Below are 26,763 nucleotides of genomic sequence, written 5' to 3' on the forward strand. Positions count from 1 at the left end.
CACCTGTCTGCCGCTGTCCGCCCCACGAAGGGGTACCCCGCGCTCCCCCGGCCCCCGCTCACCCGGTCATGCACAGTTGCGCAGAACGCCCCAGAGGAGCAGGACGGCCCCGCCGGTCACCCCCGCCCACACCGACGTCAGCACGGGCGGCCGGCCCCGGACCGCGCGCAGCCAGGAGAACAGGGCCAGGGGCAGGGCGGCGACGAAGAGCGCGTTGTGGGCCAGGGCGGCGGCCACGTCGCCCCGGGTGAGGTCGCGCAGCGCCCGTAAGGTGCCGCAGCCGGGGCAGGAAAGGCCGGTCAGGGAGCGGAACGGACAGCCGGGGTAGTGCCCGGACACTTCGGGGTCGCGGAGGGCCACCAGTACGGTCAGGGCGGCGAACAGCAGGGCGCCGGACCAGGCTTCGAGCGTCCGGCGCCGGGCGCGGTGCGGCGCGGGCACGGTCAGTAGCCGCCGCCCGCGGCGCTGGAGAGGAGGACGAGGAGGCCGGCGAAGAGGCCGGCCCCGAGGCTGATGAACGTCCACAGCTTCGCCTTCTTCGACGCCGCCTCGGCACCGGCCCGGTCACCCACGCCGGCCTTGGCGTTGACCTGGGTGGCGAAGACGATGGCCGCGATGCCGGTGGGCAGGAAACAGAAGAGCGTCACCAGGATCGCCGGGACCAGGTAGTTCTGGGGCGGCCTGGCGTACTGCTGGTACCCGGGGCCGTACTGCGGTGACTGATACGGCTGCTGGTACTGGGGCTGGTACTGCGGCGGTGGCGGGGGCCCGGCGGGCGGTGGCTGGGACGGTCCGGCCCAGGGGGTGTTGCCGCCCCGGTCCTCGCCGGGCGGGCCTTGCGGATAGGCCATGACGGCCTCCTTGTCCAGTCGGTACGTCGGCCCGTGGGGGCTGTCGGTCGTGACGGTGGTGTCGGTCGTGACGGTGGTTCCGGTGGTGAAGATGTCGGCCTGCGTCGTGGGCCTCTCCGGTGTCCGGCTCCGAGGGAGCCATGGTGCGGGGAGTGACGGCTGCGGCAGGAGTGGCAGGCGGCGGAGTAACCGGTCCGGGGCCGGGGCCGTACCCCCGCCCCCTCCCGCGTCATCTTCACGCCCTCGCGTGCCGGTGTCGTCGCCCGGTCGGCCGGCGGGCACGCCCTCCCGCATGATCTTCGCGGCGGTGCCGCAGAAGACGCCCTCGGCGCCCCCGGCTGCCGACTCGCAGGCGTCCAGGACGACCAGCCGCACCTGCGGGCCGTCGTGCATCAGGCGGCCCAGGTCCGGACCGCGGACGTGCGTCGCGGCCCCGTCCTCGGCGGACAGTCCCAGGTGCCCGGACCCGGTCTGGGGGCCGTCGAAGCCGCCGTGGCCGAAGAAGTGCGCGACGTGCGGGGCGCGGGCGCGGACCGCGACCGGCATGCTCACCCACTCGCCCCGGACCTCGAACACGTCCAGGTGGAACGGCGGTCCCCCCATGCTGCCCACCTCCCCCGCGTCCCGTCACGCGTCTCTGGTCAGCGCCTCCAGGACGCGCCGGGTCTTGCTCTCCTGTGCGAGGTCCGGCTCCAGCTCCAGCCGCCGGAGCAGGGCCAGCAGAGATGCCCGGACGACCTCGGAGCCCTCCGGTTCCACCCGCTCGGAGACTTCCAGCCAGTCCAGCGGCGGTCCGGTGCGCGGGGTCACCGTCCAGCGTTCGACGGACAGTTCGTGGTGCCGGCGGCGGACGTCGCGCCAGCGCTGGGCGCGCACCGGCCCGTAGACGGTCAGCTCCCGGAAGTCGACGGCGAGGTCCGCGCAGTCGGCGAGGAAGCGTTCCTGGGCGGCGGAGAAGGCGGTGTGCAGCGGGCGGTGCCCGGAGGCCACCGCGTCGATGTCCTGGCGGTCCCGGGTACGGGTGAGGGAGGCCGCGAGGACCTGACGCTCGCCCGCCCAGTCGCTCTCCATACGGAGTTCGTCGTCGCCGTGCCGGTGGAAGTCCAGCCAGTGGGCGGGGACGCGGGCGCGGCGGCAGGGGCGGAGTCTGGCCGTGGTGTCGCCCTTCTTCCCCTGGCGGGACCGCAGGCGGAGGATCACGCCGGCCTCCAGCAGCGGCAGTTCGCCCGGGTGGCGGTGGCGGAACCCTTCACAGAAGAAGACCTGGCACCAGACGCCCCCGTCGTCCGGTGCCAGAGCCTTGGCGGCCACCTCCGCCCGCGCGCCGGAGAACGTGGCCTTGATCTCGACCGCGTCCAGCCGAGGAACGGGCCCTGCGGAGCCTGTCATGACGCGCCCCCCGTGTTCTCCGTGTCCGCGCGTGCCGCCAGTCAACTCCCCGTGCGGAGGCCGCGCTTCGGGGAGGTCCCCACATGTGCCCGCAGAAGGCGCGAGGCCCTTCAGGGGCGCCCCCCGGGGGAGCATGATGGTCCCGGCGCCGGAGTACGGGCCGCACACGGCACATGCGAGCCCCCGGGGGTGCGACATGGACGGCAGGCGACGGACTTCCGGCTGGTCCCGGCTCCCCCGCCCGGCGGGCCCTGGCCTGGTGGGCCCTGGCCTGGTGGGCCGCGGGCGCGAACGCCGCCTGATCGACGGTCTGCTGGCCGCCGGGGCCGACGGGGGTGCGGCGCTGCTGCTGTGGGGTGAGCCCGGGGTGGGCAAGACGGCGCTGCTGGAGTATGCCGCCGAGCAGGCCGGGGACGCCGCGCTGTGGGCGCGGGGCATCGAGTCGGAGACGGTCCTGCCGTTCGCGGCGCTGGCCGACCTGTTGCTCCCGTTCGGTTCAGAATTCAGGGAACTCCCCGGGGTGCAGCGCGCGGCGCTGGAGTCGTGTCTGGCCCTGTCCGGGGAGCCGCTGACCAATCCGTACGCGGCCTGCATGGGCGCGTTGAACGTGCTGGCCGCGCTCGGCGAGAAGAAGCCGGTGGTGGTGCTCGTGGACGATCTGCAGTGGGTCGACCCGTCCTCCCAGCGGGTGCTGCTGTTCGTCGCGCGGCGGGTGGCGGGCGAGCGGGTGGCGCTCGCGTTCACCTCGCGCGAGGAGCCCGGCGAGCCGGGCGCGCCGCACAATCTGCCGTCCGTCGAGGTCACCGGGCTGTCCCGGAGCGAGTGCGGGCAGTTGCTGCGGCGGTCGGGCGTCGTGACGGCGCCGGCGGTGGAGGCGGACCTGGTGAAGATCAGTGGCGGCAATCCGCTGGCTCTGCTGGAGGCCGCCCGCTCCCTCACCCCGGCGCAGGCGCGCGGCGAGGAGCCGATGCACAACCCGCCGTCGCTGGGGCGGCACCTGGAACGTGCCTGGTCGGCCCGGATCAACGCGCTTCCCGAGGCCACCCGGCAGGCCCTGACCGTACTCGCCGCGCACCGGTCGACCGCGCTGGCCGGGCTGTGCGAGGCGCTGGGAGTGCTCGGCCTGTCGCTGTCGGCCCTGTGCCCGGCCGAGGAGGACGGCCTCGTGACGTCCACCGGCGACGGGCTGGACTTCCGGCATCCCGTGCTGCGGCCGCTGGTGCTCGGGCGGGCGCCGCTGGCCCACCGGCTCGCCGCGTTCGGTGCCCTGGCGCAGGTCACCCGCGGCCCGCTGCACGCGTGGTACCGGGCGGCGGCCGCCACCGGCCCCGACGCGCAGGCCGCCGCCGCCCTGTCGGAAGCGGCGGAAGAGGCCCGCCGACGCAGCGCGTTCGAGGAGTCCGCGCTGGCCTGGCGGCGGGCCGCGGAGCTGACCGAGGACCGGGTGGCGCGCGCGGACCTGCTGCACCGCGCCGCGTCCGACGCCTTCCTGGGCGGCTCGGCATCCAGTTCCCAGTGGTGCGAGGAAGCGCTGCGTACGACGACGGAACCCTCCGTACGCGCCGACATCGAGCTGCTGCTGGGGCGCATCCACACCTGGAACGGCGAGCCCGCGCGCGCCTACGAACTCCTCGCGGAGGCCGCGCGCACCGTCCGCCGCACCGATGCCGTACGGGCGTGCGTCCTGCTCGCCGAGGCGGTGGTGCCCGCCGGCATGGACGGCCGGGTGATCGCCGCCGTGCGGACCGCCGAGGATTCGTTCCGCCTGGCCTCCGAGTCGGGGCCGGACCGCTGGCTGAGCATGGCCCTGCTCGGGTCCGCGCTGGCGGTCTCCGGGCAGATCGGCCGGGGTGTGGCCATGCTGGGCGCCGCCGACGGACACTGCACCGGCGATCCCGTACGCAACCAGCAGTTGTACGCGCTGGCCGGGCAGGCGTGGAACTGGGTCGAGGACCGCGACCGCAGCCGCCGGCTGCTCAACTCCGCCGTGGAGTCGGCCCGCCGGCACAGCGCGCCCGGCGTCCTGCCGTTCACCCTGGCCGTACGCAGCGATCTGGAGGCCCGGGTCGGCCACTGGACCGCCGGGTACGGCGACGCCACCGAGGCCCTGCACTGGTCGGAGGAGCTGGGCCAGATCTCCTGCGTCGGCTACAGCCTGGCCTGCCTGGCCCGGCTGGACGCGCTGCGCGGCGACCGGGTGCGGTGCGAGGAGCAGGTCGGCCGGGCCCGGCGGGAGGTCGGCGGATACGGCATCGGCTGCCTGGAGAGGCACCTGACCGCCGCGCTGGGGCTGGCCGCGCTCGCCCACGGTGACCACTGCGCCGCCGCCGACCAGTTGGAGCAGAGCTTCGCACTGGTCACCGCGCAGGGGGTGGGCAACCCGCTGGTCGTGCCGTGCGCGGCCGATCTCGTCGAGGCGAAGCTGCGGACGGGCGACACCGCCCGCGCCGGGGAGGTCGCGGACTGGCTGGAGGAACGGGCGCGGGCCACCGGGCTGGCGGCCGCGGAGGCCGCCGCCGCCCGCTGCCGGGGCCTGCTCGCCGCGTCGTACGAGGCCGCGCGGGCCGCGTTCGCCGCGGCGCTCGCGGCGCACGAGCGCATCCGGGAGCCGTTCGAGCAGGCCCGTACGCTGCTGTGCGAGGCGGAACTGCTGCGCCGCTACCGCCACCCCGCCGCCGCCCGGGCCCCGCTCGCCTCGGCGCTGGCGCGCTTCGAGAGCCTGGGCGCGGTGCCGTGGGCGCGGCGGGCCGCCGGTGAGCTGGCGGCCACCGGCGCCCCGCCGACGGCTCCGGCCGCGCCGGACGGTGTCTGGGAGCAACTGACGCCGCAGGAGTTCCAGGTGGCCCGTGCGGTGGCCCGCGGCCTGAACAACACCGAGGCGGCGGTCTCCCTCTTCGTCTCCCGCAAGACGGTCGAGGCGCACCTCACGCGCGTCTACCGGAAACTGGGCGTCCGCTCCCGGACCGAGCTGACGCGGCTGATGGCGTCGGGCGAACTGGTCGACTGACGTCCGTCGGGCGACGAGTGACCCCTACCACAAGGCGCCCGAATTGTCCGCCTCCGGCGGGCCGTCATCGATGGATGGGTTAGGTTCGCAGAGGCCGAGATGCCGCCCGAGCAGCCGGCCGCTGACTGCTCGCGGCGCCCTGGGAACGGCCCTAACAAGGGAGGGAATGCCATGCCAGAGCCAGTGGACCCGCCGTCAGCGGCCCGCCGTCCCGACCCGGCCGCCGTATCACCGGACGCCGACGGCACGCCGAACGACGAGTCGCGGGAGCTGGACCGGCTCCGCCGGGAGGTACGGGACCTGCGGGGCAAACTGCGCGCGCATCCGCTGATCTCCCACGCGCAGGGCCTGCTCCAGGAACGCTACCGGCTGCCCGACGCGGAGACCGCGTTCGAGCTGATGAAGCGCTGCTCGCAGCAGCACAACCTGAAACTGCGCAACCTCGCGTCCGCCGTGGTCTCCGTCCCCCGCCCCGACGACGAGCGGGGCCTGTGGTTTCCCGGCCGGTCCGGCCGGACGCCTCCGCCGCTGAGGTTCCTGCCCGGCCACCGCCCGGACAAGGTCAACCGCAGCACCGTTCTGAAGCAGGTGCTGCACCAGGCGCTGGCGTTCACCGAGGCGCCCATGGGTGACCTGCAGACGCTGGAGCCCGCTGTCGGTCTCCAGATGCAGCACCATCGCGGGCTCAGCGAGGAGTTCCTCGACTTCTTCGCCGTGGTCGAGGAGGGCACGTCCTGCGCCGTCGCCGCCCGGCGCCGGGTACGCGTCGTCGCGGACGTCGCCACCGATCCGGCGATCAGCGAACCGGCCCGCGCAATGATCCTCGCGGTCGGCAGCCGCACCGCGCACAGCCTGCCGATGCTCTCGTCCGCCGGCCGTGCCGTCGGGGTGTTCTCCCTCCACCTCCCCAAGCCGGGACAGGACCTCACGCGAGTGCAGGCCACCGCCCTGGACGGGGTGGCCGCACAGGCGGGCCGGTGGCTGGAGTGGCACCACCGCACGGTCCTGATGGACGCCCTGGAGGACCTGCACCGACGCGGCAGGGACCTGCGGGCGGACGCGGCCCGGCGGCGCACGGAATAGAAGATTGTTCCGGCCGGTTGGGGTGGCGATGGCGAACAGCCCGACCGTCCGGCCGTTTCGACGCGCCGGCCGCGGAACGGGTACGGGGGACCGCCAGTCGCTCAGTACCCGGCTGCAAGGAGATGATGAGCATGAGCAACGCGCCCGGACAGGACGCCGCCACGGCCACCGCACTGCCGCACCGGACCGGACTCGCCGACCGCGTCGACGACGGCGCCGCCTTCGACTACATCGTGTGCGGGGCCGGTTCGGCCGGTTCCGTCCTGGCCGGCCGGCTCGCGGCCGACCCCGCCGTCACGGTGCTGCTCGTCGAGAGCGGCGGCGACGACGATGACGAGCGCGTGCGCAACCCCGACCTGTGGCCCGCCAATCTCGGCACCGAGCGGACCTGGGACCACGTCACGGAGCCGAACCCGCACCTGAACGGGCGCCGGCTCGCCTACGCGACGGGCCGCGGCCTGGGCGGGGGCGGCGCCGTCAACGCCGGTGTGTGGGCCCGCGGGCACCGCAGCGACTGGGATTCCTACGCCGAGCTGACCGGCGATCCCGCGTGGGGCTACGCACACGTACTGGAGCTCTACCGGAAGATCGAGGACTGGCAGGGCGCGCCCGACCCCGAACGCCGGGGCAACGGTGGGCCCATGCGGATTCAGCCGGCGCAGGACGTGCACCCGCTCTTCACCGCCTTCCTCGACGGCGCCGAGGCCACCGGCGTCTCCCGTTTCGACAGTTCCAACGGCGCCCTGATGGAGAAGGACGCCGGCTGCTCCGTACGGGACGAGAACTACCACGCTGGCGTACGGCAGACCCCCTTCAGCCGCTATGTCGCCCCCCTCCTGGGGCAGCCCAACCTCACGGTCCTGCCGCACGCGACGGTCTCCCGCGTGCTGCTCTCCGGGGGCCGGGCCTCCGGCGTGGAGTTCGTCCACGACGGCAAGCCGGTGCGCGCGCACGCGGCACGGGAGGTGGTGCTGTCGCTGGGCGCGATCGGCACCCCGGCCGTCCTCATGCGGTCCGGGATCGGGGACGAGGCCGAACTGCGCTCCGCCGGCGTACCGGTGGTCCAGCACCTGTCCGGCGTCGGCCGCAACCTCGACGACCACATACGCCTGCCCTGCATGTGGGAGGCCGAGGACGTGCCGATGCCGGTGCCCACGCGCAGCCAGGCCGTCTGCTTCTGGGGCGACGACACGCGGCCGGGCGCGCCGGAGTTCGTCATGTACCTCTCGCCCGCCCCGTCCGTCTCCGCCGAGAGCGCGGCCCAGTACCCGCCGCCGGAACGGTGTTTCACCCTGATGCCCGCCATGCGCCTGCGCCCCGGCAGCCGCGGCCGGGTCCGCCTGGCGAGCCTGGACCCGCTGGTCGGGCCGCGCGTCGAGACGAACTTCTTCGCCGACCCCGACGACGTACGCTCGGCCCTGTCCGCGGTGACCATGGCCCGCGAGGTCGGCAACTCCGCCGCGCTCCGCCCGTTCGCCGAGCGGGAGGTGTCCCCCGCGTCCTCCGCGGCGGACACCCTCGATCTGTTCCTGCGCAACGCCGTCGAGACGTACTGGCACCAGAGCGGCACGGCCCGGATGGGCCGGGACCAGGACGCCGTCGTGGACGCCCGGCTCAAGGTGCACGGCGTCGACGGCCTCCGCGTCGCCGACGCCTCGGTGCTGCCCCATGTGACGGTCGCCAACACGATGGCCCCCTCCATGGTGGTCGGCGAGCGGGCCGCGGAACTGATCACAGCCGACCAGGGCTGACCGCGGCAGGCGGCATCGGCCGGCCGGGTCCGGCCGATGCCGCCGCCGTCCGCGTCCGCCCCGCGCCGTCGGCTGTTTGTCATGCTGGCGCTGAAGGTCAGGGCGTCGAGACGGCTGGAGGGGTGCCATCGTGGCACTGGGCGCGGCGGACGACGGCGTGGGGCCGACGGGCGAGGCGGCCGCTTTCCGGGTACTGCGGGAGCGGCTGCGCAGCCCGTTCGGGAGTGACGGGGTACGTGCGGGGAACGGGCCGCCCGGGGTCGTCGTGGTCGTGCCGAGCTTCACACTCGACCAGGCCGGGATGGACAAGATCCCCGGGATCGTCCACTACGAGGAACGCCTGCTCGCCTTCCTGCACCTGCTCCGCGACCCGCGCCGTCGTCTCGTCTACGTCACCAGCCTGCCGCTGCCCGAGCCGCTGGTCGCCTACGCTCTCGGGCTGGTCCGTTCGCTGTCCGTCCCGGACGCCCGGCGCAGGCTCGTCCTCCTGGACTGCGGGGACGACCGCCCCGTCCCGCTCACCCAGAAGGTTCTCCGGCGCCCCGACCTGCTGGCGCGCATCAGCGGCCTGGTGCGCGCGCCGGAGGACGCCTGCCTGCTCGCCTTCAACGGTTCGCGGCACGAGCGGTCGCTGGCCGTACGGCTCGGCGTGCCGCTGTACGCGTGCGACCCGGACCTGTCGCACCTGGGGACCAAGAGCGGTGCGCGCGCCTTGTTCAAGTCCGCCGGTGTGCCCGTACCCCGCGGTGTCGAGGGGGTACGGGACCGGGACGACCTGGTCGCCGCGCTCACCGAGCTGCGGGCGGCGCATCCCGACGTGGACCGCGCCATGATCAAACTGAATGACGGCTTCGGCGCCGGCGGCAACGCGATGTTCGCCTTTCGCGGGGCGCCCCGGGGCAGCGATGCCGGGCGCTGGATCCGGCGCGTTCTTCCGGACCGCATCGAGTTCGCCGCTCCGCCCGACGACTGGGCGCACTACGCCGGGAAACTGGACGTCATGGGCGGTGTCGTGGAGGAGTTCCTGGACGGGGCCGCGGTCGCCTCCCCGTCCGCCCAGGTGCACGCGTCCCCGTCGGGCGACGTGCAGGTGATCTCCACCCAGGACCAGCTCTTCGACGCCGCCCTGCGCCAGACGTACACCGGCTGCTCCTCCCCCGCCCGGGCGGAGTACCGTCCGGCGCTGCGGGAACTGGCCCACCGGGCGGGCCGTGCCCTCGCCGCCGCGGGGATGGTCGGTATCGCCAGCGTCGACTTCGTCTCGGTGCGCGGGACGTCCGGTTTCCGGCACCATGCCGTGGAGATCAATCTGCGGATGGGCGGCGGCACGGCGCCCCTCATGTTCCTGCACGGCGCGACCGGCGGCAGCCACGCCCCCCGGACCGGGGAGTTCCTGACCCCGGAGGGGGAACCGTGCTGTTACGTCGCCTCCGACCGCCTGCACCGGGACTCCTACCGCTCGCTCACCCCGGAGCGGGTCCTCGACGCCGCCTCCCGCGAAGGACTGCTCTACCGGCACGAGGACCACCGGGGGGTCGTCCTCCACATGCTGGGCGCGCTGCCCGGCTTCGGGAAGCTCGGTGCCGTCGCCGTCGACCGTTCGGCCGAGGCGGCGCACGGGCGCTTCCGCCGGTTCGTCGCTCTGCTGGACGCCCTGGGCGCGCCGGGCGCCGCCGCCCCGGGCACCTGGTGAGCCGTACGCCCGTCAGCCGTGCGGGCCGGCCGTCCGGAGGCAGGCGGCGCGGAGCCCGCCGCCGCGCTCCTCACCGGGCTCGCGCGGGTGCCACGGTGACACCGTAGAGGCGGATCTTGCGGTAGATGGTGGCCCGGGAGATGCCCAGTTGCCGGGCCGCCGCGTCGCGGTTGCCCGCGGCGTCGTGCAACGCCCGTACGATCGCGTCGCGTTCGGCGGCCTCCCAGGGGGTGAGAGTGCGGCGGCAGGAACTGTGGCACTCCGGCGCGAGGTCGTGCGGTTGCAGGTCGGCCTGCCGTCGCCCGCGTGCCGCCTGCTGGAGCACCCGGCTCAAGTGCCGTACGTTGCCCGGCCAGTCGCAGCGGGTGAGGACCTGCATCGCCGCCGGGGTGCAGGACACCGTGCCACCGCGGCCGTGCCGGGCCAGCAGGGCGGGGACCAGGTCGCGGATGTCCTCGGGCCGGTAGCGCAGCGGTGCCACCGCGACCGTGCACGGGAAGACGGCACTGTCCAGCGCCGGGGGCTCGGCGCCTGTCGGGGCGACCGCCGGGACGGGCCCCTGCCCGGGGGCCGTGTACAGGCCGACGACCCACGGTCCGGTGCCACGGTTGCGCCGCGCCCCGGTGAGCAGCGTCTCCAGCCGGGACATCAGCTCCCGGTCCGCCACTTCCAGATGCTGGAGCACCACCGTACCGTCCTCGTCCCGTAACGCCTCTTCGGTGCGGGACAGGAGGTCCGTGGTGTCCTGATGGGCCGTCAGATCCAGCACGTGCAGCCGTTTCCGGGGCCGTACCCAGTGGTGGGCGGCGCGCACCAGGGCCAGCTTGCCCACCCCGGCCTCACCCACCACACGGGTCGGCAGCCGCTGGCGGCAGGCGGACGCGACGTCCCGGCTCGCCGAACGCCAGGACGGCGAGCGGCCGGCCAGGCCCGGCAGTTGCGCCGGGAGCGGCGCCGGGGGCGGCTGCGGACCGGTCCGCGTACCGGATGTCCGGTCCGCCGGGGTGGGAACCTCCTGGCCCTCCGCCGTCGTCATGCCGACGACGCAGCCGATCGGCCGGTCGGGCGGGCCGACCAGGGTGCAGCGCACCCGTACGTCGGCGCCGGAAGCCAGTCGCAGCGACACGTCGACGCGCTGCCTGCGGCTCCCCGCCGGTGCGGCCAGCAGGTCGGCGGCGAGCGCGCCCGCCTGGCACAGGTCCTGCGGCTCCAGGAGGCGTACCGCCTCGGTGTTGGCCGTCCGCAGGGTGGGGGTCACCAGGAGCACCGGGCCGCTGGTGCGGCGGCCCGCGGCGAGGAACGCGTCCAGGGCCGCGCGCTCCTTGCCGGAGTACCGGTCCAGCAGCCGTTCCTCGATGTCGGCGGCGGCCTGCCGTACCACCGCTGCCATCAGCGGGGAGGCGTCCTGCCGCAGGCACGTCAGGTTGACGACGCCTTCCTGCCGTCCGGTGAGCGGATTGCGTACGGGGATGCCGGCGCACGCGGCGCGCCGCAGCGGCTCGGCGAAGTGTTCGGCGCCGAAGACGGTGCTCAGGCGCCGTTCGGTGAGCGCGGTACCGATCCCGTTGGTGCCGACGGCCTCCTCCGCGTAACTGAATCCCGGGAGGAGGTGCACCCGGTCCATCAGGCGCACGACCGCCGCGTCACCACCCCGGCGGGACAGGACCCGGGCCGCGGAGTCGGCGAGGACCACGCCGGCGGTGCAGTCGGTGAGGAGTTGCTCGACGCGGTCGAGGACCGGCGCCGCCGCGGACAGGAAGCGGCTGTCCCAGTCGATGTGCTGCTCCACGTGCGGGACGTGCAGCCGGTCGGCGTCCACCGCGTGCAGACGGCAGCGTCTCCAGGAGGCGAGGACCGCTTCCCGGATCCGGGGGCACGGCGCACCGGGGGCCGCGGCGCCGGGGGCGGCAGGGGCCGCGGGAGCGGGGGAACCGGCGGGGCCGGCCGTGCCACGCCCGTCCGGTCCGCGCGCCGCCGCCTCCAAGGCACCGCTCAGCATCCGCTCGCGTGCCCGCATGGCCGCCTCTTCGGGGAACTGCCGGAAATCCATGGTTGCAGACATGCCCCGGGGGCCGAACCGCGATCCCCGCGAGCGGGCTCAATCGCACCACCGTGTACGGCACTTCCCTTGCCCGGCCCGAACACCCGCCGGGAGCAGGGGCGTTGCCGCCGCACCGTCTCACACTGAGACAGCACGCCCCACTGGCGGCGTGCTGTAATTCCGAGTGCGGCCGGACGACTTCGGGCGCCGTACGAGGCGTGCCGCGGCGCCCGGCGCAGGGACCCGGCACCGGCCCGGCACGAACGGCCGGGGCGGCCGCGGCGGGCCGCACGTACCCCGACGGACACCCGAGGACCGCCCATGCCGAGCTTGCCGCAGGAGCCGACCGTGACGCCGCGCTGGAACGGACGCCCTCATCCCGCCGACGTCTCCTCCGACGCGAGCCGGTGCCCGGACCCGTACGTGCTGCGGCTGACCGAGGCGAACCGGTCCGCGCTCGCCGACCTCTTCGCGTCGCTGGACATGCTGGAGAACCTGATCGGCCAGATCCGGGACCACGCGCACGACACCGTGGCGGGCGCCCACACCTGTCTCGCCCAGTCCCTGCACCAGGTGCAGACCAGCCTGGCGACCGTGGAAGCGCTCGACCAGCTGACCCGCCGCCTGCCGCCCCGGCCGGCACCGCCGCGCGAGGGCGGCAGGGCCTGAGCGCAGCCGCCCCGGAGGCGGGCCGTCCACCGGGCGGCGGTCAGTCCCGGCCCGCGCGGAGCTCGCTCCAGTCCAGCAGTTCGTTGGCCTCGCGCTCCGTCTCCTTGGCCAGCTGGCGCACCTGGGCCAGCACGTCGCCGTGCTCCTCGATGAGGCTCTCGTAGATCGGTGGGCCGGCGGGCAGGCGGGCAGCGGTCATGTGGGGTCAGTCCTCGAACCATTCAGCCGCACCGTCCCCCGCCCGTGGCGGGAGTGCGCGTGCGGAAACTACAACGACGCCGGAACCGCGGGCGGAGCGCGTGTCAGGCGGCGAGGAGGAAATCCTCCCGTACGCCTGGGCCGGGCAACCGGTGCCCGGCCGCGACCAGTGCCGCATCAACATCCTTCGTTCCGGTGGGAAGGCACCGCGAGCGGACGCGAACGCCCGTCGTCTGCGCAGCTCAGGACTGCCGTCCTCAGCACGCAGCACCCGCGATGTCCAGTACTGCTCGACGCAGGTTACCCAACACCACCGGGTGCGCCAACAACATCCTTTTCCTCTTCCCTCACATGATCGCCTTGACGCATCGCCGCAGTTACCCGCCCTACGGGACTCCATGCCGCACGGAGGGGGGAGATACATCACACGCCGCACACCACCCCCGTGCCCCGCGCGCCCCGCACACCGGACGCGCCGCACCCGCGATGCTGGCAGCGGACGTACACGACAGCGACGCACCAGCGAAGGGAGCCCGGACATGCACATCGACCTCTCCGGCCGGACGGCCGTGGTGACGGGTTCGTCCCAGGGCATCGGCCACGCCATCGCGACCGGCCTCGCCCGGGCAGGCGCCGACGTGGTGCTGACGGGGCGCCACTCCGGACGGCTCGACGAGGCCGCCGGGCGGCTGCGCGACACGGTGCCCGGTGTCCCGGCCGACCTCGCCACCGAGACCGGCGCGCGGGAACTCCGGTCGGCCGTACCGCACACCGACATCCTCGTGAACAACCTCGGCATCTTCGGCGCGCGCCCGGCCCTGGAGATCACGGACGACGAGTGGCGCACCTACTTCGAGACCAATGTGCTCAGCGCCGTCCGGCTGATCCGGCTGTATCTGCCGGGCATGAAGGAACGCGGCTGGGGACGCGTGCAGAACATCGCCAGTGACTCCGCGGTCGTGGTGCCCGCCGAGATGATTCATTACGGGATGTCCAAGACGTCCCTGCTGGCCGTCGCCCGGGGCTTCGCCAAGGAGGCCGCCGGGACGGGCGTCACCGTCAACTCCGTGATCGCCGGGCCGACGCACACCGGCGGCGTCGAGGACTTCGTATATCAGTTGGTCGACCGCGATCTCCCGTGGGACGCTGCGCAGCGCGAGTTCATGCGGACGCACCGCCCGCAGTCGCTGCTGCAGCGGCTCATCGAGCCCGAGGAGATCGCCAACATGGTCGTGTACCTCAGCTCGCCGCAAGCGTCGGCGACCACGGGCGGCGCGCTGCGCGTCGACGGTGGTTACGTGGACTCGATCCTGCCCTGAGACCGCCGACCGCAGAGGAATGAGCGCCGATATGCCCGACACCCACCACGGCCGTCACCAGACGGCCGACGGCGACGGCGGGAGCCGGTTCGCCGGCCGGCTCCGCGAGCGGGCGACCGCGCTCCGCACCCTCGACCCCGAGGAGCCGCTGGACGATCTGGAGCCGCTGCGGGCGCTCATCGGTGACGCCCGGGTCGTCGCGCTCGGCGAGAACTCCCATTTCGTCGAGGAGTTCGGCCTGGCCCGCGAACGCGTGCTGCGCTTCCTCGTCCAGCGCTGCGGATTCACCGCCCTGGCCTTCGAGTTCGGCTTCAGCGAAGGCTTCGCGCTGGACACGTGGGTGCAGGGGGAGGGCGCCGAGGAGGACTTCGCGCGGCAGACCGCGGCGACCGTTCCCATCGGGCTGTCGGGCCCGCTGCACTGGCTGCGCCGCTACAACCGGACCGCGACCCTGCCCGTACGGTTCACCGGTGTCGACGTGCCCGCGGCCGGGGGCTCCCTGCTCCCGGCCCTGACGCCGCTCGCCGCATACCTCCGCGAGGTCGATCCGGACGGCCTGCCGCTCGTGCAGGACGCCATGAAGACCGCCGAGCGGTTCGGTGCCGCCTCCATGGCGCTCGCCGCACCCGCCTGGTCCCGGCTGGGCACCGACGAGCAGGACACCCTGAGCGCGATGCTGGTCCGCCTGCGTATCCGGCTGCGCGCCATGGAACCGCTGTACGTCGAGCGCGGCGGCCGGCGCGAGTACGACATCGCGCTGCGCCGCGCCGAGGCGGCGTGCCACACCGACCACCAGTTCCGCGCCATGGCCGCGCTGTACGCGGGTGGCGGCTCACCGGCCGACACCTCGTCCCGTGAGGTGTTCATGGCCGACTCGGTCCGGTGGCTCCTGGACCGCGCCGCGCCCGGGACACGTGTCGTGCTGCCCGCGCACAACGCCCACATCCAGCGGACCTCCGTCTCGTTCGACGGCCGCCTCACAGGGCTGCCGATGGGCCTGCACCTGAGCCACGCGCTGGGCGAGGACTACTTCGCCCTCGGCATGACCAGCGTGCGCGGCCGGACCGCCGAGATGCACCTGGACGAGAACACCACCTTCGGCTTCCGCGTCGAGGACACCGCCCTCGGCACACCGGAACCCGGCAGCGTCGAAGCCGCCTTCGAGGAGGCAGGGCTCGGGTCCGGCATCAGCCTCGCCGGGCTGCGGGGGCTGCGGGGCACGGACGACGCCGACGGGCCCGACCGCATCCGTATGCAGAGCGGGTATCTGCACACCCCCGTGACCGAGGCCTTCGACGGCATCCTGAGTGTCCCGGCCTCCACGGTGGTCGACGACCTCGGCCTCTGAGCGACACCCGCGGCCCGACCGCCCCGCCCTGTCCCGAAGGCGGGACAGCGGCCGGACGCGGGCGGCACAGTGGAAGCCGGTGGCCCGTGCGGGGCCCGCCGGGGAGTGAGGCCGTCATGACGTACCGGCTGGTGGTGGCACGGGAGGCGCGGAGCCGGCTGAATGCCCTGCGCCGTGACGACGCCCCGGCGGCCCGGCTTGCCGGGGAGGCGGTCACCGCGTTCCTGGAGCAGGGCCCGCGGCTGGGGCCTCCGCTGGTGGTCCCGGTCGGGGCCGCTCTGCGGGCGGGCGAGCCCCGGGAGGCCCTGGACTACTGGTACCAGCGCCAGCTCACCCTGCTGCGGAAGGCGCGGCAGGCGGTGGCCGAGGTGGCGGCGTACCGCCGTCAACTCTACCACCGCATCACCGAGTTGACGAGGCAGGCCCGGCGGATGGCCGATCTGGGGGCACAGGCCGCCGCGTCGGGCCGGGAGAATCTCGCACGGGAGGCGGCGGACCGCTGGTCGGCGGTGCGCCACCAGCAGGTGCTGCTCCGTCAGTCGCGCGCCGACGTCGGTGAGCGGGAGACCGCTCTCCTCGCGATCAGCCGACGGGTGCAGAACCAGGCCGACCTCTTCCGGTCCCGCCGGGCGGGGGTGGAGGCGGTCCAGCGGGCCGGGCGCGCCCAGCAGGGCGTCCACGAGGCGTGCGGCGCGGCGGACGGGGCGGCCGGGACGGACGCGGCGTCGTGTGCCGCCGCGGACGGCGCGGTCGCCATGGCCCGGGCCGCGGCCGGCGACATGGTCGCCGAGGCCGAGCGGCTGGAGCGTGCGGTCCGGGAGCCGCTGGGTGACCGGCCGCGGGAGACGGAGCTGTACGAGCTGCGGCTCGGCGCGCTGACGGGCCGGGACCTGCGGGTGCTGTGCACCGTCGAGGCCGGGGAGGCCGGGGAGGCCGCGGGGCGCACCGGAGCCGCCGAGGCCGTGGTGCTGCTCGCCGTGGCCGCGGACCGCGCTCAGTGGTGGGAGTGGTACGAGTACGCCCTGCCGCTGGCCCGCGAGCGCCTGGCCAGGCGGGAATCCGCGGGCCGGGAGCCCGGCGCGGAGGACGAGACCTTCTGCGGCAGCCGGGACTTCCTCCGCGCCTGGTACCCCGGGCGGGACGAGGACCGGCACCGCGGCGCGGCGTTGCTCATGGCGCGGAACCGGGGGCAGCGGCTGGCGTCGGTGCGCCGCCACCGGGGGCTGACGCAGGAGCAGCTCGCCGTGCGGATGGGTGTTCCGGCCGCCCGGGTGGCGGCGGTGGAGGAGGCCGCACCGGGCTCCGTCGAGCTGCCCACCCTCGCGGCCTACGTGGCGGCCCTGAGCGGCCGGCTGGAGGTCGTCGCGGATTTCGACACGGAGCGGTTGATCCTGAGCTGATGCCTTCGGGCCGTCCTGGGCGGCCCTGGAGGGTCCTGGGCGGCCCCGGGGGCGGTAGGCCGTGGACCGGAACGGGTGCGTCCGCGTACCGGGGCCGGAGTCCGCGTACCGGGGAACGGGCGCGCACAGGAGGCGAACGGGCCGGGACAGGGCGTCATGACCCGTGACGGCGGGGCTCAAGCGGGCCGAAGCGGGCGGGTTTTGCGCCATGACGGGCATCGGAACGCGCCCTTCTGCTTGCTATAAACCTGGTGCCGGGCAGAAACGGGCAGGACGATGACCGAACGGAACGCCGTGGAACCGAGGGAACCGAGCAGGAGTGCGCCGTGAGAGCCGAGGAACGCCAGCACCGCATCCTCGTGCTGGCCCGCCAGGCCGGCCGGGTGGACGTCACGGACGTCGCCGGGGAGTTCGGGGTGGCCCGCGAGACCGTCCGGCGGGACCTGAGCGAACTGGAGCGGCGCGGCCTGGTCCGGCGTACCCACGGGGCCGCGTACCCGGTGGAGAGCGCGGGTTTCGAGACCACGCTGACCCGGCGGGAGACCCAGCAGGTGGCGGAGAAGCGGCGGATCGCGGCGGCCGCCGCGCAGCTCGTCGGCGAGGCCGAGACCGTGTTCGTCGACGAGGGGTACACGCCGGAGCTGCTGGCCATGCTGCTGCCCACCGACCGGCCGCTGACGGTGGTGACGTCCTCGCTGCGCACCGCGTCGCTGGTCTCCGCGTCCGACACGACCACCGTGCTGCTGCTCGGCGGCCGGGTACGGTCCGGCACGCAGGCGGCGGTGGGTTCCTGGGCCCGGGACATGCTCGCCGGGTTCGTCATCGACCTGGCGTTCCTCGGCGCGAACGGGGTGTCGCGGGAACACGGCCTGACCACCCCCGACCCGGCCGTCGCCGATGTGAAGGCGCAGGCCGTGCGGTCGTCGCGGCGGCGGGTGCTGATCGGGGTGCACAGCAAGTTCGGGGCGAGCAGTTTCTGCCGGTTCGCGGCCGTACGGGATCTGGACACCATCGTCACGGACACCGGGCTGTCCGCCCCTGAGGCCCATCGGTACACCCTGCTGGGCCCGCAGGTCCTGCGGGTCTGACACCGGCACGCACCACACGCACACCCCACGCACCACGCACACCACGCGCGAGGAGCACACGCCGTCCCGTACAGGCGTGCGCTCCGGACGCGCGGTCCGTCGTGCGCGCGGACCCGCACATCACGCGTCCCGGGCCGCACCGTTCGGTGCGTCCCCGGCCTTTTCCCCACAGCCCCCAGCAGAGAGGTGTCGAGCCGTGCGAGCACGATCTCCCGGAAGGACCGGCCGGCCACGGCGGTCCGTCCCACCGACCGGACGGCGTGGTCCGCTGGGCCTGGCGGCCGTCGTGGTGGCCGTCTCCCTGGCTCTCGGGGGCTGTTACCGGGGCGCCGGCGCCCTCGGCAACGAGGGCCGCGACACGATCAACGTCCTGATGGTGAACAACCCGCAGATGGCGGACCTGCAACGGCTGACCGCCGAGCACTTCACCAAGAACACCGGCATCAAGGTGAACTACACCGTGCTGCCCGAGGACGACCTGCGCGACAAGATGAGCCAGGACTTCTCCAGCCAGGCCGGCCAGTACGACGTGGCCAGCCTCAGCAACTACGAGACGCCCATCTACGCCCGCAACGGCTGGCTGACCCCGCTCGGCGACCGGGCCGCGCGGGACACCGGGTACGACCAGGCGGACCTGCTCGCCCCCGTACGGAAGTCGCTGACCGCCGCCGACGGAAAGGTCTACGCGCAGCCGTTCTACGGGGAGTCGTCGTTCCTGATGTACCGCAAGGACGTGTTGCGGCACCTGGGCCTGACGATGCCGGCGCAACCCACCTGGAAGCAGGTCGCGGCGCTCGCCGCGAAGCTCGACGGCGCGCGCCCGGGCATGAAGGGCATCTGCCTGCGCGGCCAGCCCGGCTGGGGGCAGCTCGCGGCACCGCTGACCTCGGTGGTGAACACCTTCGGCGGCACCTGGTTCACCAAGGACTGGCAGGCCCGGGTGAACAGTCCGGAGTTCACCGCCGCCACCCGCTTCTACGTCGGCCTGCTGCGGGCTCACGGGCAGGCGGGCGCCCCGCAGGCCGGGTACGCCGAGTGCCTGAACGACATGCAGCAGGGCAAGGTCGCCATGTGGTACGACGCGACCGCCGGCGCCGGATCGCTGGAGAGCGGCGACTCCAAGGTCGCCGGGAAGGTCGGCTACGCTCCCGCGCCGGTCGAGCGGACGGCGAGTTCGGGCTGGCTCTACACCTGGGCGTGGGGCGTGCAGAAGGCGAGCACCCACCAGGACGCGGCCTGGAAGTTCATCTCCTGGGCCTCCGGCACGGACTACGAACGGCTGGTGGGCGAGCGGCTGGGCTGGTCGAAGGTACCGGCCGGCAAGCGTGCCTCCACCTACCGCGACCCCGACTACCTGCGGCACTCCGGGGCGTTCGCCGCGGCGACGAAGAACGCGATCACCTCGGCGCGGCCCGATACCCCCGGGGTGCAGCCGCGGCCCGCGCCCGGCATCCAGTTCGTCGGCATCCCCGAGTTCTCCGACCTGGGCACCAAGGTCTCGCACGAGGTCAGTTCTGCGATCGCGGGGCGGCAGAGCGTCTCCGAGGCGCTCGACAAGAGCCAGCGGCTGGCAGAGGAGGTGGCCCGTGCCTACGCGGAGCGTTGAGACGCGCGACGAGCAGGGCGGCCGGGGCGGCACCCGGCGGCCCGACGGCGCGGCACGCCCCCGCGGGGGCGCGGGAACCGCCCGGCGCGCCGCGGGCTGGGCCCGCCGCGCCCCGCTGCTGCCCGCCCTGGTCTTCCTGGTCGTGGTGACCCAGCTCCCCTTCGTGGCCACCGTCGTCATCTCCTTCACCCGGTGGAACGCGCTGGCCCCCGACAACAAGGGCTTCGCGGCCCTCGACAACTACAAGGCCGTCTTCACCGACCCCGCGATGCGCTCGGCCATCTGGACCACGGTCCTGCTGACCGTGACCGTCGTCCTGGTCAGCCTCCTCCTGGGCCTCGGCCTCGCGCTGCTGCTGGACCGCAAGTTCTGGGGGCGCGGCGTCGTCCGTACGATGCTGATCACCCCGTTCCTGGTCGTACCGGTCGCTGCCGCGCTGCTGTGGAAGCACGCGCTCTACAACGCCTCGTACGGGCTGATCAACGGCACGCTGACCTGGATATGGAAACTGTTCGGCAGCGCGGACCCGCCGCAGCCGGACTGGATGACCGCCTCGCCGCTGGCGGCGGTCGAGATGGCGCTGATCTGGCAGTGGACGCCGTTCATGATGCTGATCCTGCTGGCCGGGCTGCAGAGCCGGCCCGCCGACGCGGTCGAGGCGGCCCGGGTCGACGGCGCCTCCGCCTTCGACGTGTTCCGCTACCTCACCCTCCCCCACCTGCGCCGCTACCTGGAGCTGGCCGCCCTCCTCGGCACCGTCCACGTGGTGCAGAACTTCGACGCGGTGTTCACCATCACCTCGGGCGGCCTGGGCACCGCCAACCTCCCGTACACCATCTACCAGACCTTCTACCAGGCCCACGACTACGGACGGGCCTCCGCGCAGGGCGTCGTGGTCGTCGTCTGCTCCCTGCTGGTGGCGACCTTCGCGCTGCGCAGCGTCTCGTCCCTGCTCCGTGAGGAGGTCACCCGATGAGCGCGAGTACGGTACGGGGCATCGCGCCCGCCGAACGGCGCCGGCGGCGCACCGGAAGTCTGCTGGGCCTGGCGGCCTGGCTCTGCGGCATCGCCTTCTTCCTGCCGGTGGCGTGGATGGTGCTCACCTCCTTCCACAGCGAGACGGACGCGGCCACCAATCCGCCGAGCGTCGGCGCCGGTCTGACGCTGCACGGCTACCGCGAGTTCTTCGGCGCGGGCACCGGCATCAGCCCCTGGCCACCGCTGATCAACTCGCTGACGGCGTCGGTGGTCTCCACCCTGCTGGTGCTGGTGCTCGCCGTCCCGGCGGCGTACGCGCTCTCCATCAAGCCGGTGCGCAAGTGGAGCGACGTGCTGTTCTTCTTCCTGTCCACCAAGATGCTGCCGCTGGTGGCCGGGCTGCTGCCGGTCTATCTGATCGCGCAGAACACCCGGATGCTGGACAACGTCTGGCTGCTCGTCATCCTCTACACCTCGATGAACCTGCCGATCGCGGTGTGGATGATGCGGTCCTTCCTGGCCGAGGTGCCGGTGGAGATGCTGGAGGCGGCCTCCATCGACGGTGCCGGGCTGCCGACGACGCTGGTGCGCATCGTCGCGCCGGTCGCGCTGCCCGGCATCGCGGCCACCGCGCTGATCTCGTTCATCTTCAGCTGGAACGAGCTGCTGTTCGCCCGGGTGCTCACCGGCATCGTCGCCGGGACCTCACCGGTCTTCCTGACCGGGTTCGTGACCAGCCAGGGCCTGTTCCTGGCGAAGGTGTGCGCCGCCGCCACCGTGATCTCCCTGCCGGTGCTCGCCGCCGGGTTCGCCGCCCAGGACAAGCTCGTCCAGGGCCTCTCCCTAGGAGCCGTGAAATGAAGGCCGCCGTCATCAGCGCCCCGGGCCGTGTCGAGGTCACCACCGTCGGTGATCCGGCGCCCGGGCCGCGGGAAGTCGTCGTGGACGTCGCGGGCTGCGGGCTGTGCGGTACCGATCTGCACATCCTCCAGGGCGAGTTCGCGCCGACGCTGCCCGTCGTGCCCGGCCACGAGTTCGCGGGCACCGTCGTCGCCACCGGTGGCGAGGTCACCGGGCTGGCCGAGGGCGACCGGGTCGCCGTCGACCCCTCCCTGTACTGCTACGCGTGCCACTACTGCCGCATCGGCCGCAACAACCTGTGCGAACGGTGGGCCGCCATCGGGGTGACCACGGCGGGCGGCGCCGCCGAGTTCGCCGTCGCACCGGCCGCCAACTGCGTCAAGCTGCCCGAGCACGTACGGACCGAGGACGCGGCGCTCATCGAGCCGCTGTCCTGCGCCGTACGGGGCTACGACATCCTCCGCTCCCAGCAGCTCGGCACCCATGTGCTGATCTACGGGTCCGGCACGATGGGGCTGATGATGCTCGAACTCGCCAAGCGCACCGGGGCCGCGGGCGTCGACATCGTCGACGTCAACCCGCAGCGGCTGGCCACCGCGCGGCAGCTCGGGTGCGGCAACGCGGCGGCCTCCGCCGACGAGCTGGACCGGCCGCGCGGCTGGGACGTGGTCATCGACGCCACCGGCAACGAGCGCGCCATCCAGGACGCGCTGGGCCGCGTCGGCAAGGGCGGCACGTTCCTGCAGTTCGGTGTCTCCGACTACGCGGCGCGCGCCGTGATCGAGCCGTACCGGATCTACAACCAGGAGATCACCATCACCGGTTCGATGGCGGTCCTGCACAGCTACGAGCGGGCCGCCGAGCTCTTCGCCGCGGGCGTCCTGGACCCGGACGTCTTCATCAGCGACCGGCTGCCCCTGGACCGGTACGCGGAGGCGCTGGACCGCTTCAAGGCGGGCCAGGGCCGGAAGATCCTGGTCACGCCCTGACCCGGGCCCGGTCGGCGCGCGGGGCCCCTCGCCGGGGCCCCTCGCCGGGGCCCCGGAGCGGGCCAACCGGGGGATTGACGGAGGTCGATCGCCGTCGGCGCGCACGTCCTGAAGCCCGGGGTGCGGAAGGTGTTGGAGCCTGGGCACGAGGCCGGGACCATGGCCCTGCCGACCCGTACGGGACGCGGACGAGAGGACGCCGATGGACCACGCGACGCCGCACGCGGCCCCGGGGCGGGTCCGCGCGTTCGCCCCCGGGGACGTCGCCCCGCTCGTCGCGGCGTGGGCCCGCGGCGCTCCGTACGACCCCGTGACGCGGGAACGTTTCCGCCTTCAGGTGCTGCTCGACCCGAACTTCGATCCGGCGGGGCTGCGCGTGGCCGTGCGGGACGGAGAGCTGGTCGGGGCCGCGTACGGAGTGCGCCGGACCGTCCCGGTGGCCGGCGGCGGCCTGGAGCCGGAGCAGGGCTGGATCCCGTTCTTCTTCGTCGACCCGGCCGCCCGCCGCGCCGGGCTCGGGCGCCGGCTGCTCACCGAGGTGCTCGACTGGCTCGCCGGGCACGGCCGCACCCGGGTGGACTTCGCCGCGTACACACCCCATTACTTCCTGCCCGGTCTGGACCGTGCCGCCTACCCGGACGCCGCCCGGCTGCTGGCGAAGCTGGACTTCCGGCCCCGGGGCGAAGCCGTCGCGATGGATCTGGGGCTGGCCGGTCACCGGATGCCCGACGCGGTGCGCGAGCGGGCCGCCGCCCTGGCCGCCGAGGGCTACCGCTTCGGCACGCCGCGGGACGGCGACCTGGTGGGGCTGCTGCGACTGGCCGGGGAGGAGTTCGGCCCCGACTGGCCGTGGGCGATCCGCCGGGCGCTTGACGGCGGAGCGCCGCTGGACCGCATCGTGACGGCTCACGGTCCGTCGGGCCGGGTCGTGGGGTGGGCGATGCACGGGGCGTACGAGGGGCTGGTGGAACGGTTCGGGCCGTTCGGGGTGCGGGCGGACCAGCGCGGCACCGGTCTGGGCAAGGTGCTGCTGCACCTGACGCTGGAGCGGATGCGGGCGGCGGGCGCGCACGGCGCGTGGTTCCTGTGGACGGGCGAGCGGAGTCCGGCCGGTCAGCTCTACAGATCGGCGGGGTTCGTCACGACCCGTACGTTCGAGATCCTTCGGCGGGAGGTACGGCCATGAGGCGGCGCCGGGTGCTGGCGGGGCTGGCGGGAGCGGCGGTGACCGCGGCGGGCTGCGGTGCCCCGGGCCGGAGCGGGAGCGGCCGCCCCGGCGACCCGGTCGTGCTGACGCTGCTGTCGCACTATGCGACGGAGCCGCTGAAATCGGCACTGCAACGGGCGGTGGACGCCTGGAACGCCGGGCACGACCGGGTGCACGTGCGGACCACGGCGGTCCGTTTCCAGGATCTGCTGACCACCTTGATGGTCCGGCAGGCCGCGGGGCAGGGCGCGGACATCATCCACCCGTACAGCCTGTGGGCCGGTCAACTGGCGCAGGCCGGGGTGGTGCGGCCGGCCCCGCCCGAGGACGCCGCCCGGATCGCGCGCGGCTTCGCGGGCGCCGCGGTCCGGGCGGCTTCGGTGCACGGCCGGATCATCGGCTATCCCACGGAGGTGCAGTCCTACGCGCTGTACTACAACAAGCGGCTGCTGCGCGCGGCCGGGGTGGACGGGCCGCCGCGCACCTGGCGGGAGCTGGAGGAGACCGCGTACCGGACCGCGCGGCGCGACCGGCACGGCAACACGCTCGTGCAGGGCTTCGGGCTGTCACGGACCGACGACGCGACGGTGGTGAACCAGACGCTGGCGCTGCTGGCCTCCCGCGGCGGATCGTTTCTCCGGGCGGACGGCGCCCGCAGCGCCCTCGACTCCCCCGCCGGCCGGGCCGTCTTCGCACTGGAGCACCGGCTGATCGACCGGGGCGCGAGCGACCCCGGCATCGACCTGATGAAAGCCTTTTCGGCGGGCCGGGTGGCGATGGCGATCAGCGGCGCCTGGTGGACGGGCAGCCTGAAGCAGTCGATGGGCCGGGACTACCGCGATGTCGCGGTGGCGCCGGTCCCGGGGCCCGCGCCCGGCAACCGGGGCACGATCACCACCGGCTTCCTGCTGGGCGTCAACGCCAGGAGCCGGCATCCGCGGGAGGCGTGGGAGTTCCTGCGCTGGCTGAACGACGAGGTGGTGCCGGCCGGTCCGCAGGCGGGCCCGGCCGCCGCGGTGCGCGCCACCCGGATGAGCGTGCTGCAGATGTCGGTCGGCACGATGACCGGCCGCACCCGCGACATGCGGGGTCTGCTGGCCGCCGGCGGCGATCCGAATCTGGGCCCGTTCGTCGACGCGCTGGACCACGCCACGCCGGAGCCGAACGGACCGCGCGCGCAGAAGGCGAAAGCGCTGCTGCGCAAGAACATCGAGGAGATGTGGACCGGCCGCCTGTCACCGGACGGCGCTGTCCGCACCGCCGTACACCAGGTCGACCAGGAACTCTCCCGCTGACCGCACGCCCCGCCCCCTCGGACCCTCTCCCGTCGGTCCGCCCGTCCCGAAAGGCTGGTGCTGCATGGCGACAACGGTCGGAAGCGCGGACGAGGACGGGGGCGGGGGCCGCGGGAGAGGCGGCGCGGACGCCGTGCGCCGCGGCGACGAGGACGACGGACGGGAGGACGCACCGGCGGCCGGCAACCGGGCCCGCGCCGCCGCGCACCGGCGCCGCCGTCGGCAGACCGTCGTCGCCTACCTCTTCCTCACCCCCAGCCTGCTCTTCTTCGCGATCTTCCTCGTTCTGCCGCTGCTGTTCGCGGTGCTGCTGTCGCTGTCCCGCTGGGCGGGCTTCGACCTCGCCGACATACGGCCGGTGGGCACGGACAACTTCGCCGATCTCTTCGCCCGCGGCTCGTCCTTCCTGACACCGGTCCTGAGCAACACGCTGCTGTACGCGCTGGGCACCGTGGTCCTGGCGCTGAGCGGCGCCGTGCTGGTCGCCCACTGCATCACCAACCTGCGCTTCCAGGGCCTGTGGCGCACGCTGTACTTCCTGCCGATCGTCACCACCGTGGTCGCGGTCGGCAATGTGTGGAAGTACATGTACGAGCCGGGCGGCCTGGTCAACGGGGTGCTCAACGCGCTCGGCCTGCGTTCCGTCGCCTTCCTCCAGGACCCGGCGACGGCACTGCCCTCGATCGTGGTGGTGCAGGCGTGGGCCTCCCTCGGTTCCGCCATCCTCGTCCTCACCGCGGGCCTGAAGGCGATCCCCCGCTCCTACTACGAGGCGGCGGAGCTGGACGGGGCCGGACAGTTCACCGTCTTCACCCGCATCACGCTGCCGCTGCTGCGGCCGTCGCTGCTGTTCGTGTGCGTGACCCAGTTCATCACCGGCCTCCAGTCGTTCGCGCTGATCATCGTGATGACCGGCGAGGGCGGGCCGGGCGACGCGACCAATGTCGCCGCCCTGGAGATGTACCAGCGGGCGTTCAAGTACGGGGACTGGGGTTCGGCGAGCGCGGCGGCCCTCGTGCTGTTCGTCCTGATTCTGGTGATCACTCTGGTGCAGTTGTGGCTGTTCCGGCGGAAGGGAGAGGACGCGTGAGACGGCGCAGGCGCTTCCCGTGGCTGTCGTACCTGCTGGTGGGGGCGGGCGCGGTGGTGACGGTCGTACCGTTCCTGGACATGCTGCTGACCTCGTTCAAGGGGGCGGGCGAGTACGGCAGGCTCCCGTACCGCTTCCTGCCGGAGGCCTTCGAGCTGTCCAACTACCGGGAGGCGTTCGTCCGGCTCGACCTGCCGCTGCTGTTCCGCAACAGCGTCGTCGCCACCGCCGTGATCACCGGTTCGGTGCTGCTGACGTCCTCCCTGGCGGGGTACGCCCTGGCCAAGCTGCGCTTCCCCGGCCGCGACCTGATCTTCCGGCTGGTGCTCGCGACGATGATGTTCCCGCCGTTCGTCTTCTTCATCCCGCACTTCCTGATCCTCGTGCACTGGCCGCTGGCGGGCGGCAACGGGCTGCTCGGCGACGGCGGCGCGGGGCTGACGGTCAGCCTCGCCGCGCTGGTCATGCCGTTCCTGGTGTCCGGGTTCGGGATCTTCCTGATGCGGCAGTTCATCGTCTCCGTGCCGGACGAGATGCTGGAGGCGGCCCGGATCGACGGCGCCGGGGAGTTCACGGTGTGGTGGCGCATCGTCGTACCGCAGACCAAGCCGGTGGCCGTGACCCTCGCGCTGCTCACCTTCGTGAGCGCCTGGAACGAGTACATCTGGGCGTTGCTGGTGTCGACCGCGAATCCCCGTCTGCTGACGCTGCCCGTGGGGATCCAGACCTTGCAGAGCTACTTGGACCCCAACCGCATGGTGCCCGTCATGATGGCCGGGCTCATGCTGAGTGTGCTGCCCGTGCTGCTCCTGTTCCTCCTGCTGCAGAAGTACTACATCAGGGGTGTCATGCTCAGCGGCCTCAAATAGGACAGCGGCCGCACAGCCGCGGTGTCAGGCG

Annotated in this window: 22 protein-coding genes; 17 read left to right on the forward strand and 5 right to left on the reverse strand. The window is 73.6% G+C overall.

What is annotated here, in order from left to right; translation table 11 throughout:
- Positions 1-66: 66 nt before the first annotated feature.
- Genes ACZ4QV_RS21040 through ACZ4QV_RS21050 form a run of 3 tightly spaced genes read right to left on the reverse strand, consistent with a single transcriptional unit; the run spans position 67 to position 2,240 of the window.
- Positions 67-441 carry a DUF2752 domain-containing protein gene (locus ACZ4QV_RS21040; protein WP_361588812.1) on the reverse strand — a complete coding sequence of 125 codons (375 nt, stop codon included), beginning with the start codon at positions 439-441 and terminating at the stop codon, positions 67-69.
- Between the two features lie 2 nt (positions 442-443).
- Positions 444-1,454, reverse strand: coding sequence for a CD225/dispanin family protein (locus tag ACZ4QV_RS21045; protein WP_361639943.1), 1,011 nt, complete (start codon positions 1,452-1,454; stop codon positions 444-446).
- Between the two features lie 24 nt (positions 1,455-1,478).
- Entirely contained in the window at positions 1,479-2,240 is a 762-nt protein-coding gene (locus ACZ4QV_RS21050) for a hypothetical protein (RefSeq protein WP_361639941.1), read from the reverse strand.
- Between the two features lie 196 nt (positions 2,241-2,436).
- On the opposite strand from ACZ4QV_RS21050, the gene ACZ4QV_RS21055 reads away from it, so the two are divergent.
- From ACZ4QV_RS21055 to ACZ4QV_RS21070, 4 genes are all read left to right on the forward strand, one after another.
- On the forward strand, positions 2,437-5,247 hold the full coding sequence (locus tag ACZ4QV_RS21055) for a helix-turn-helix transcriptional regulator (protein ID WP_467763233.1): 2,811 nt from the start codon (positions 2,437-2,439) through the stop codon (positions 5,245-5,247).
- A gap of 171 nt (positions 5,248-5,418) precedes the next feature.
- Positions 5,419-6,330, forward strand: coding sequence for an ANTAR domain-containing protein (locus ACZ4QV_RS21060; protein WP_467763234.1), 912 nt, complete (start codon positions 5,419-5,421; stop codon positions 6,328-6,330).
- 131 nt (positions 6,331-6,461) lie between these two features.
- Positions 6,462-8,081 (forward strand): GMC family oxidoreductase, encoded by a 1,620-nt coding sequence (locus ACZ4QV_RS21065; RefSeq protein ID WP_467763235.1) that lies wholly within the window; start codon positions 6,462-6,464, stop codon positions 8,079-8,081.
- Between the two features lie 130 nt (positions 8,082-8,211).
- Positions 8,212-9,774: a peptide ligase PGM1-related protein gene (locus tag ACZ4QV_RS21070; protein ID WP_467763236.1), complete on the forward strand. Its 1,563-nt coding sequence runs from the start codon at positions 8,212-8,214 to the stop codon at positions 9,772-9,774.
- Positions 9,775-9,844: 70 nt separating this feature from the next.
- Here the strand turns inward: ACZ4QV_RS21070 and ACZ4QV_RS21075 are convergent, their stop codons facing one another.
- Positions 9,845-11,824 carry a sigma-54-dependent Fis family transcriptional regulator gene (locus ACZ4QV_RS21075; RefSeq protein WP_361150440.1) on the reverse strand — a complete coding sequence of 660 codons (1,980 nt, stop codon included), beginning with the start codon at positions 11,822-11,824 and terminating at the stop codon, positions 9,845-9,847.
- A gap of 312 nt (positions 11,825-12,136) precedes the next feature.
- Here ACZ4QV_RS21075 and ACZ4QV_RS21080 point away from each other — a divergent pair, with 312 nt between their 5' ends.
- Positions 12,137-12,484: a hypothetical protein gene (locus ACZ4QV_RS21080; RefSeq protein WP_361150438.1), complete on the forward strand. Its 348-nt coding sequence runs from the start codon at positions 12,137-12,139 to the stop codon at positions 12,482-12,484.
- A 40-nt stretch (positions 12,485-12,524) separates the two neighbouring features.
- On the opposite strand, the gene ACZ4QV_RS21085 is transcribed toward ACZ4QV_RS21080, so the two are convergent.
- Entirely contained in the window at positions 12,525-12,683 is a 159-nt protein-coding gene (locus ACZ4QV_RS21085; RefSeq protein ID WP_167745392.1) for a hypothetical protein, read from the reverse strand.
- 538 nt (positions 12,684-13,221) lie between these two features.
- On the opposite strand from ACZ4QV_RS21085, the gene ACZ4QV_RS21090 reads away from it, so the two are divergent.
- The 12 genes from ACZ4QV_RS21090 (at position 13,222) to ACZ4QV_RS21145 (ending at position 26,732) form a co-directional block, all read left to right on the forward strand.
- A complete protein-coding gene (locus ACZ4QV_RS21090) occupies positions 13,222-14,001 on the forward strand; it encodes an SDR family NAD(P)-dependent oxidoreductase (RefSeq protein WP_467763237.1) in 780 nt (259 codons plus the stop codon).
- A gap of 31 nt (positions 14,002-14,032) precedes the next feature.
- Complete coding sequence (locus tag ACZ4QV_RS21095; protein WP_467763238.1) at positions 14,033-15,349, forward strand: erythromycin esterase family protein; 1,317 nt, start codon at positions 14,033-14,035, stop codon at positions 15,347-15,349.
- Between the two features lie 116 nt (positions 15,350-15,465).
- Positions 15,466-16,749: a hypothetical protein gene (locus tag ACZ4QV_RS21100; protein ID WP_361588473.1), complete on the forward strand. Its 1,284-nt coding sequence runs from the start codon at positions 15,466-15,468 to the stop codon at positions 16,747-16,749.
- A gap of 326 nt (positions 16,750-17,075) precedes the next feature.
- Entirely contained in the window at positions 17,076-17,837 is a 762-nt protein-coding gene (locus ACZ4QV_RS21105) for a DeoR/GlpR family DNA-binding transcription regulator (RefSeq protein ID WP_467763239.1), read from the forward strand.
- Positions 17,838-18,105: 268 nt separating this feature from the next.
- On the forward strand, positions 18,106-19,443 hold the full coding sequence (locus ACZ4QV_RS21110) for an ABC transporter substrate-binding protein (RefSeq protein WP_361588559.1): 1,338 nt from the start codon (positions 18,106-18,108) through the stop codon (positions 19,441-19,443).
- A 115-nt stretch (positions 19,444-19,558) separates the two neighbouring features.
- Positions 19,559-20,419, forward strand: a complete 861-nt coding sequence (locus tag ACZ4QV_RS21115; protein ID WP_361151069.1) for a carbohydrate ABC transporter permease — start codon at positions 19,559-19,561, stop codon at positions 20,417-20,419.
- Positions 20,416-21,282 carry a carbohydrate ABC transporter permease gene (locus ACZ4QV_RS21120; RefSeq protein ID WP_361150427.1) on the forward strand — a complete coding sequence of 289 codons (867 nt, stop codon included), beginning with the start codon at positions 20,416-20,418 and terminating at the stop codon, positions 21,280-21,282. Before ACZ4QV_RS21115 ends, ACZ4QV_RS21120 begins: the two co-directional genes overlap by 4 nt.
- A complete protein-coding gene (locus ACZ4QV_RS21125) occupies positions 21,279-22,271 on the forward strand; it encodes a zinc-dependent alcohol dehydrogenase family protein (RefSeq protein ID WP_361150425.1) in 993 nt (330 codons plus the stop codon). The genes ACZ4QV_RS21120 and ACZ4QV_RS21125 overlap by 4 nt, the downstream gene beginning before the upstream one ends.
- Positions 22,272-22,473: 202 nt before the next feature.
- Complete coding sequence (locus tag ACZ4QV_RS21130; protein WP_467763240.1) at positions 22,474-23,457, forward strand: GNAT family N-acetyltransferase; 984 nt, start codon at positions 22,474-22,476, stop codon at positions 23,455-23,457.
- Positions 23,454-24,773, forward strand: coding sequence for an extracellular solute-binding protein (locus ACZ4QV_RS21135; protein WP_361150420.1), 1,320 nt, complete (start codon positions 23,454-23,456; stop codon positions 24,771-24,773). The genes ACZ4QV_RS21130 and ACZ4QV_RS21135 overlap by 4 nt, the downstream gene beginning before the upstream one ends.
- A 64-nt stretch (positions 24,774-24,837) precedes the next feature.
- On the forward strand, positions 24,838-25,863 hold the full coding sequence (locus ACZ4QV_RS21140; RefSeq protein WP_361588477.1) for a carbohydrate ABC transporter permease: 1,026 nt from the start codon (positions 24,838-24,840) through the stop codon (positions 25,861-25,863).
- The gene (locus ACZ4QV_RS21145) at positions 25,860-26,732 is read left to right on the forward strand and encodes a carbohydrate ABC transporter permease (protein WP_361150414.1); all 873 of its coding nucleotides are present in this window, start codon (positions 25,860-25,862) and stop codon (positions 26,730-26,732) included. The genes ACZ4QV_RS21140 and ACZ4QV_RS21145 overlap by 4 nt, the downstream gene beginning before the upstream one ends.
- Positions 26,733-26,763 lie beyond the last annotated feature (31 nt).

The organism is Streptomyces sp. NPDC026394, from assembly GCF_055567735.1.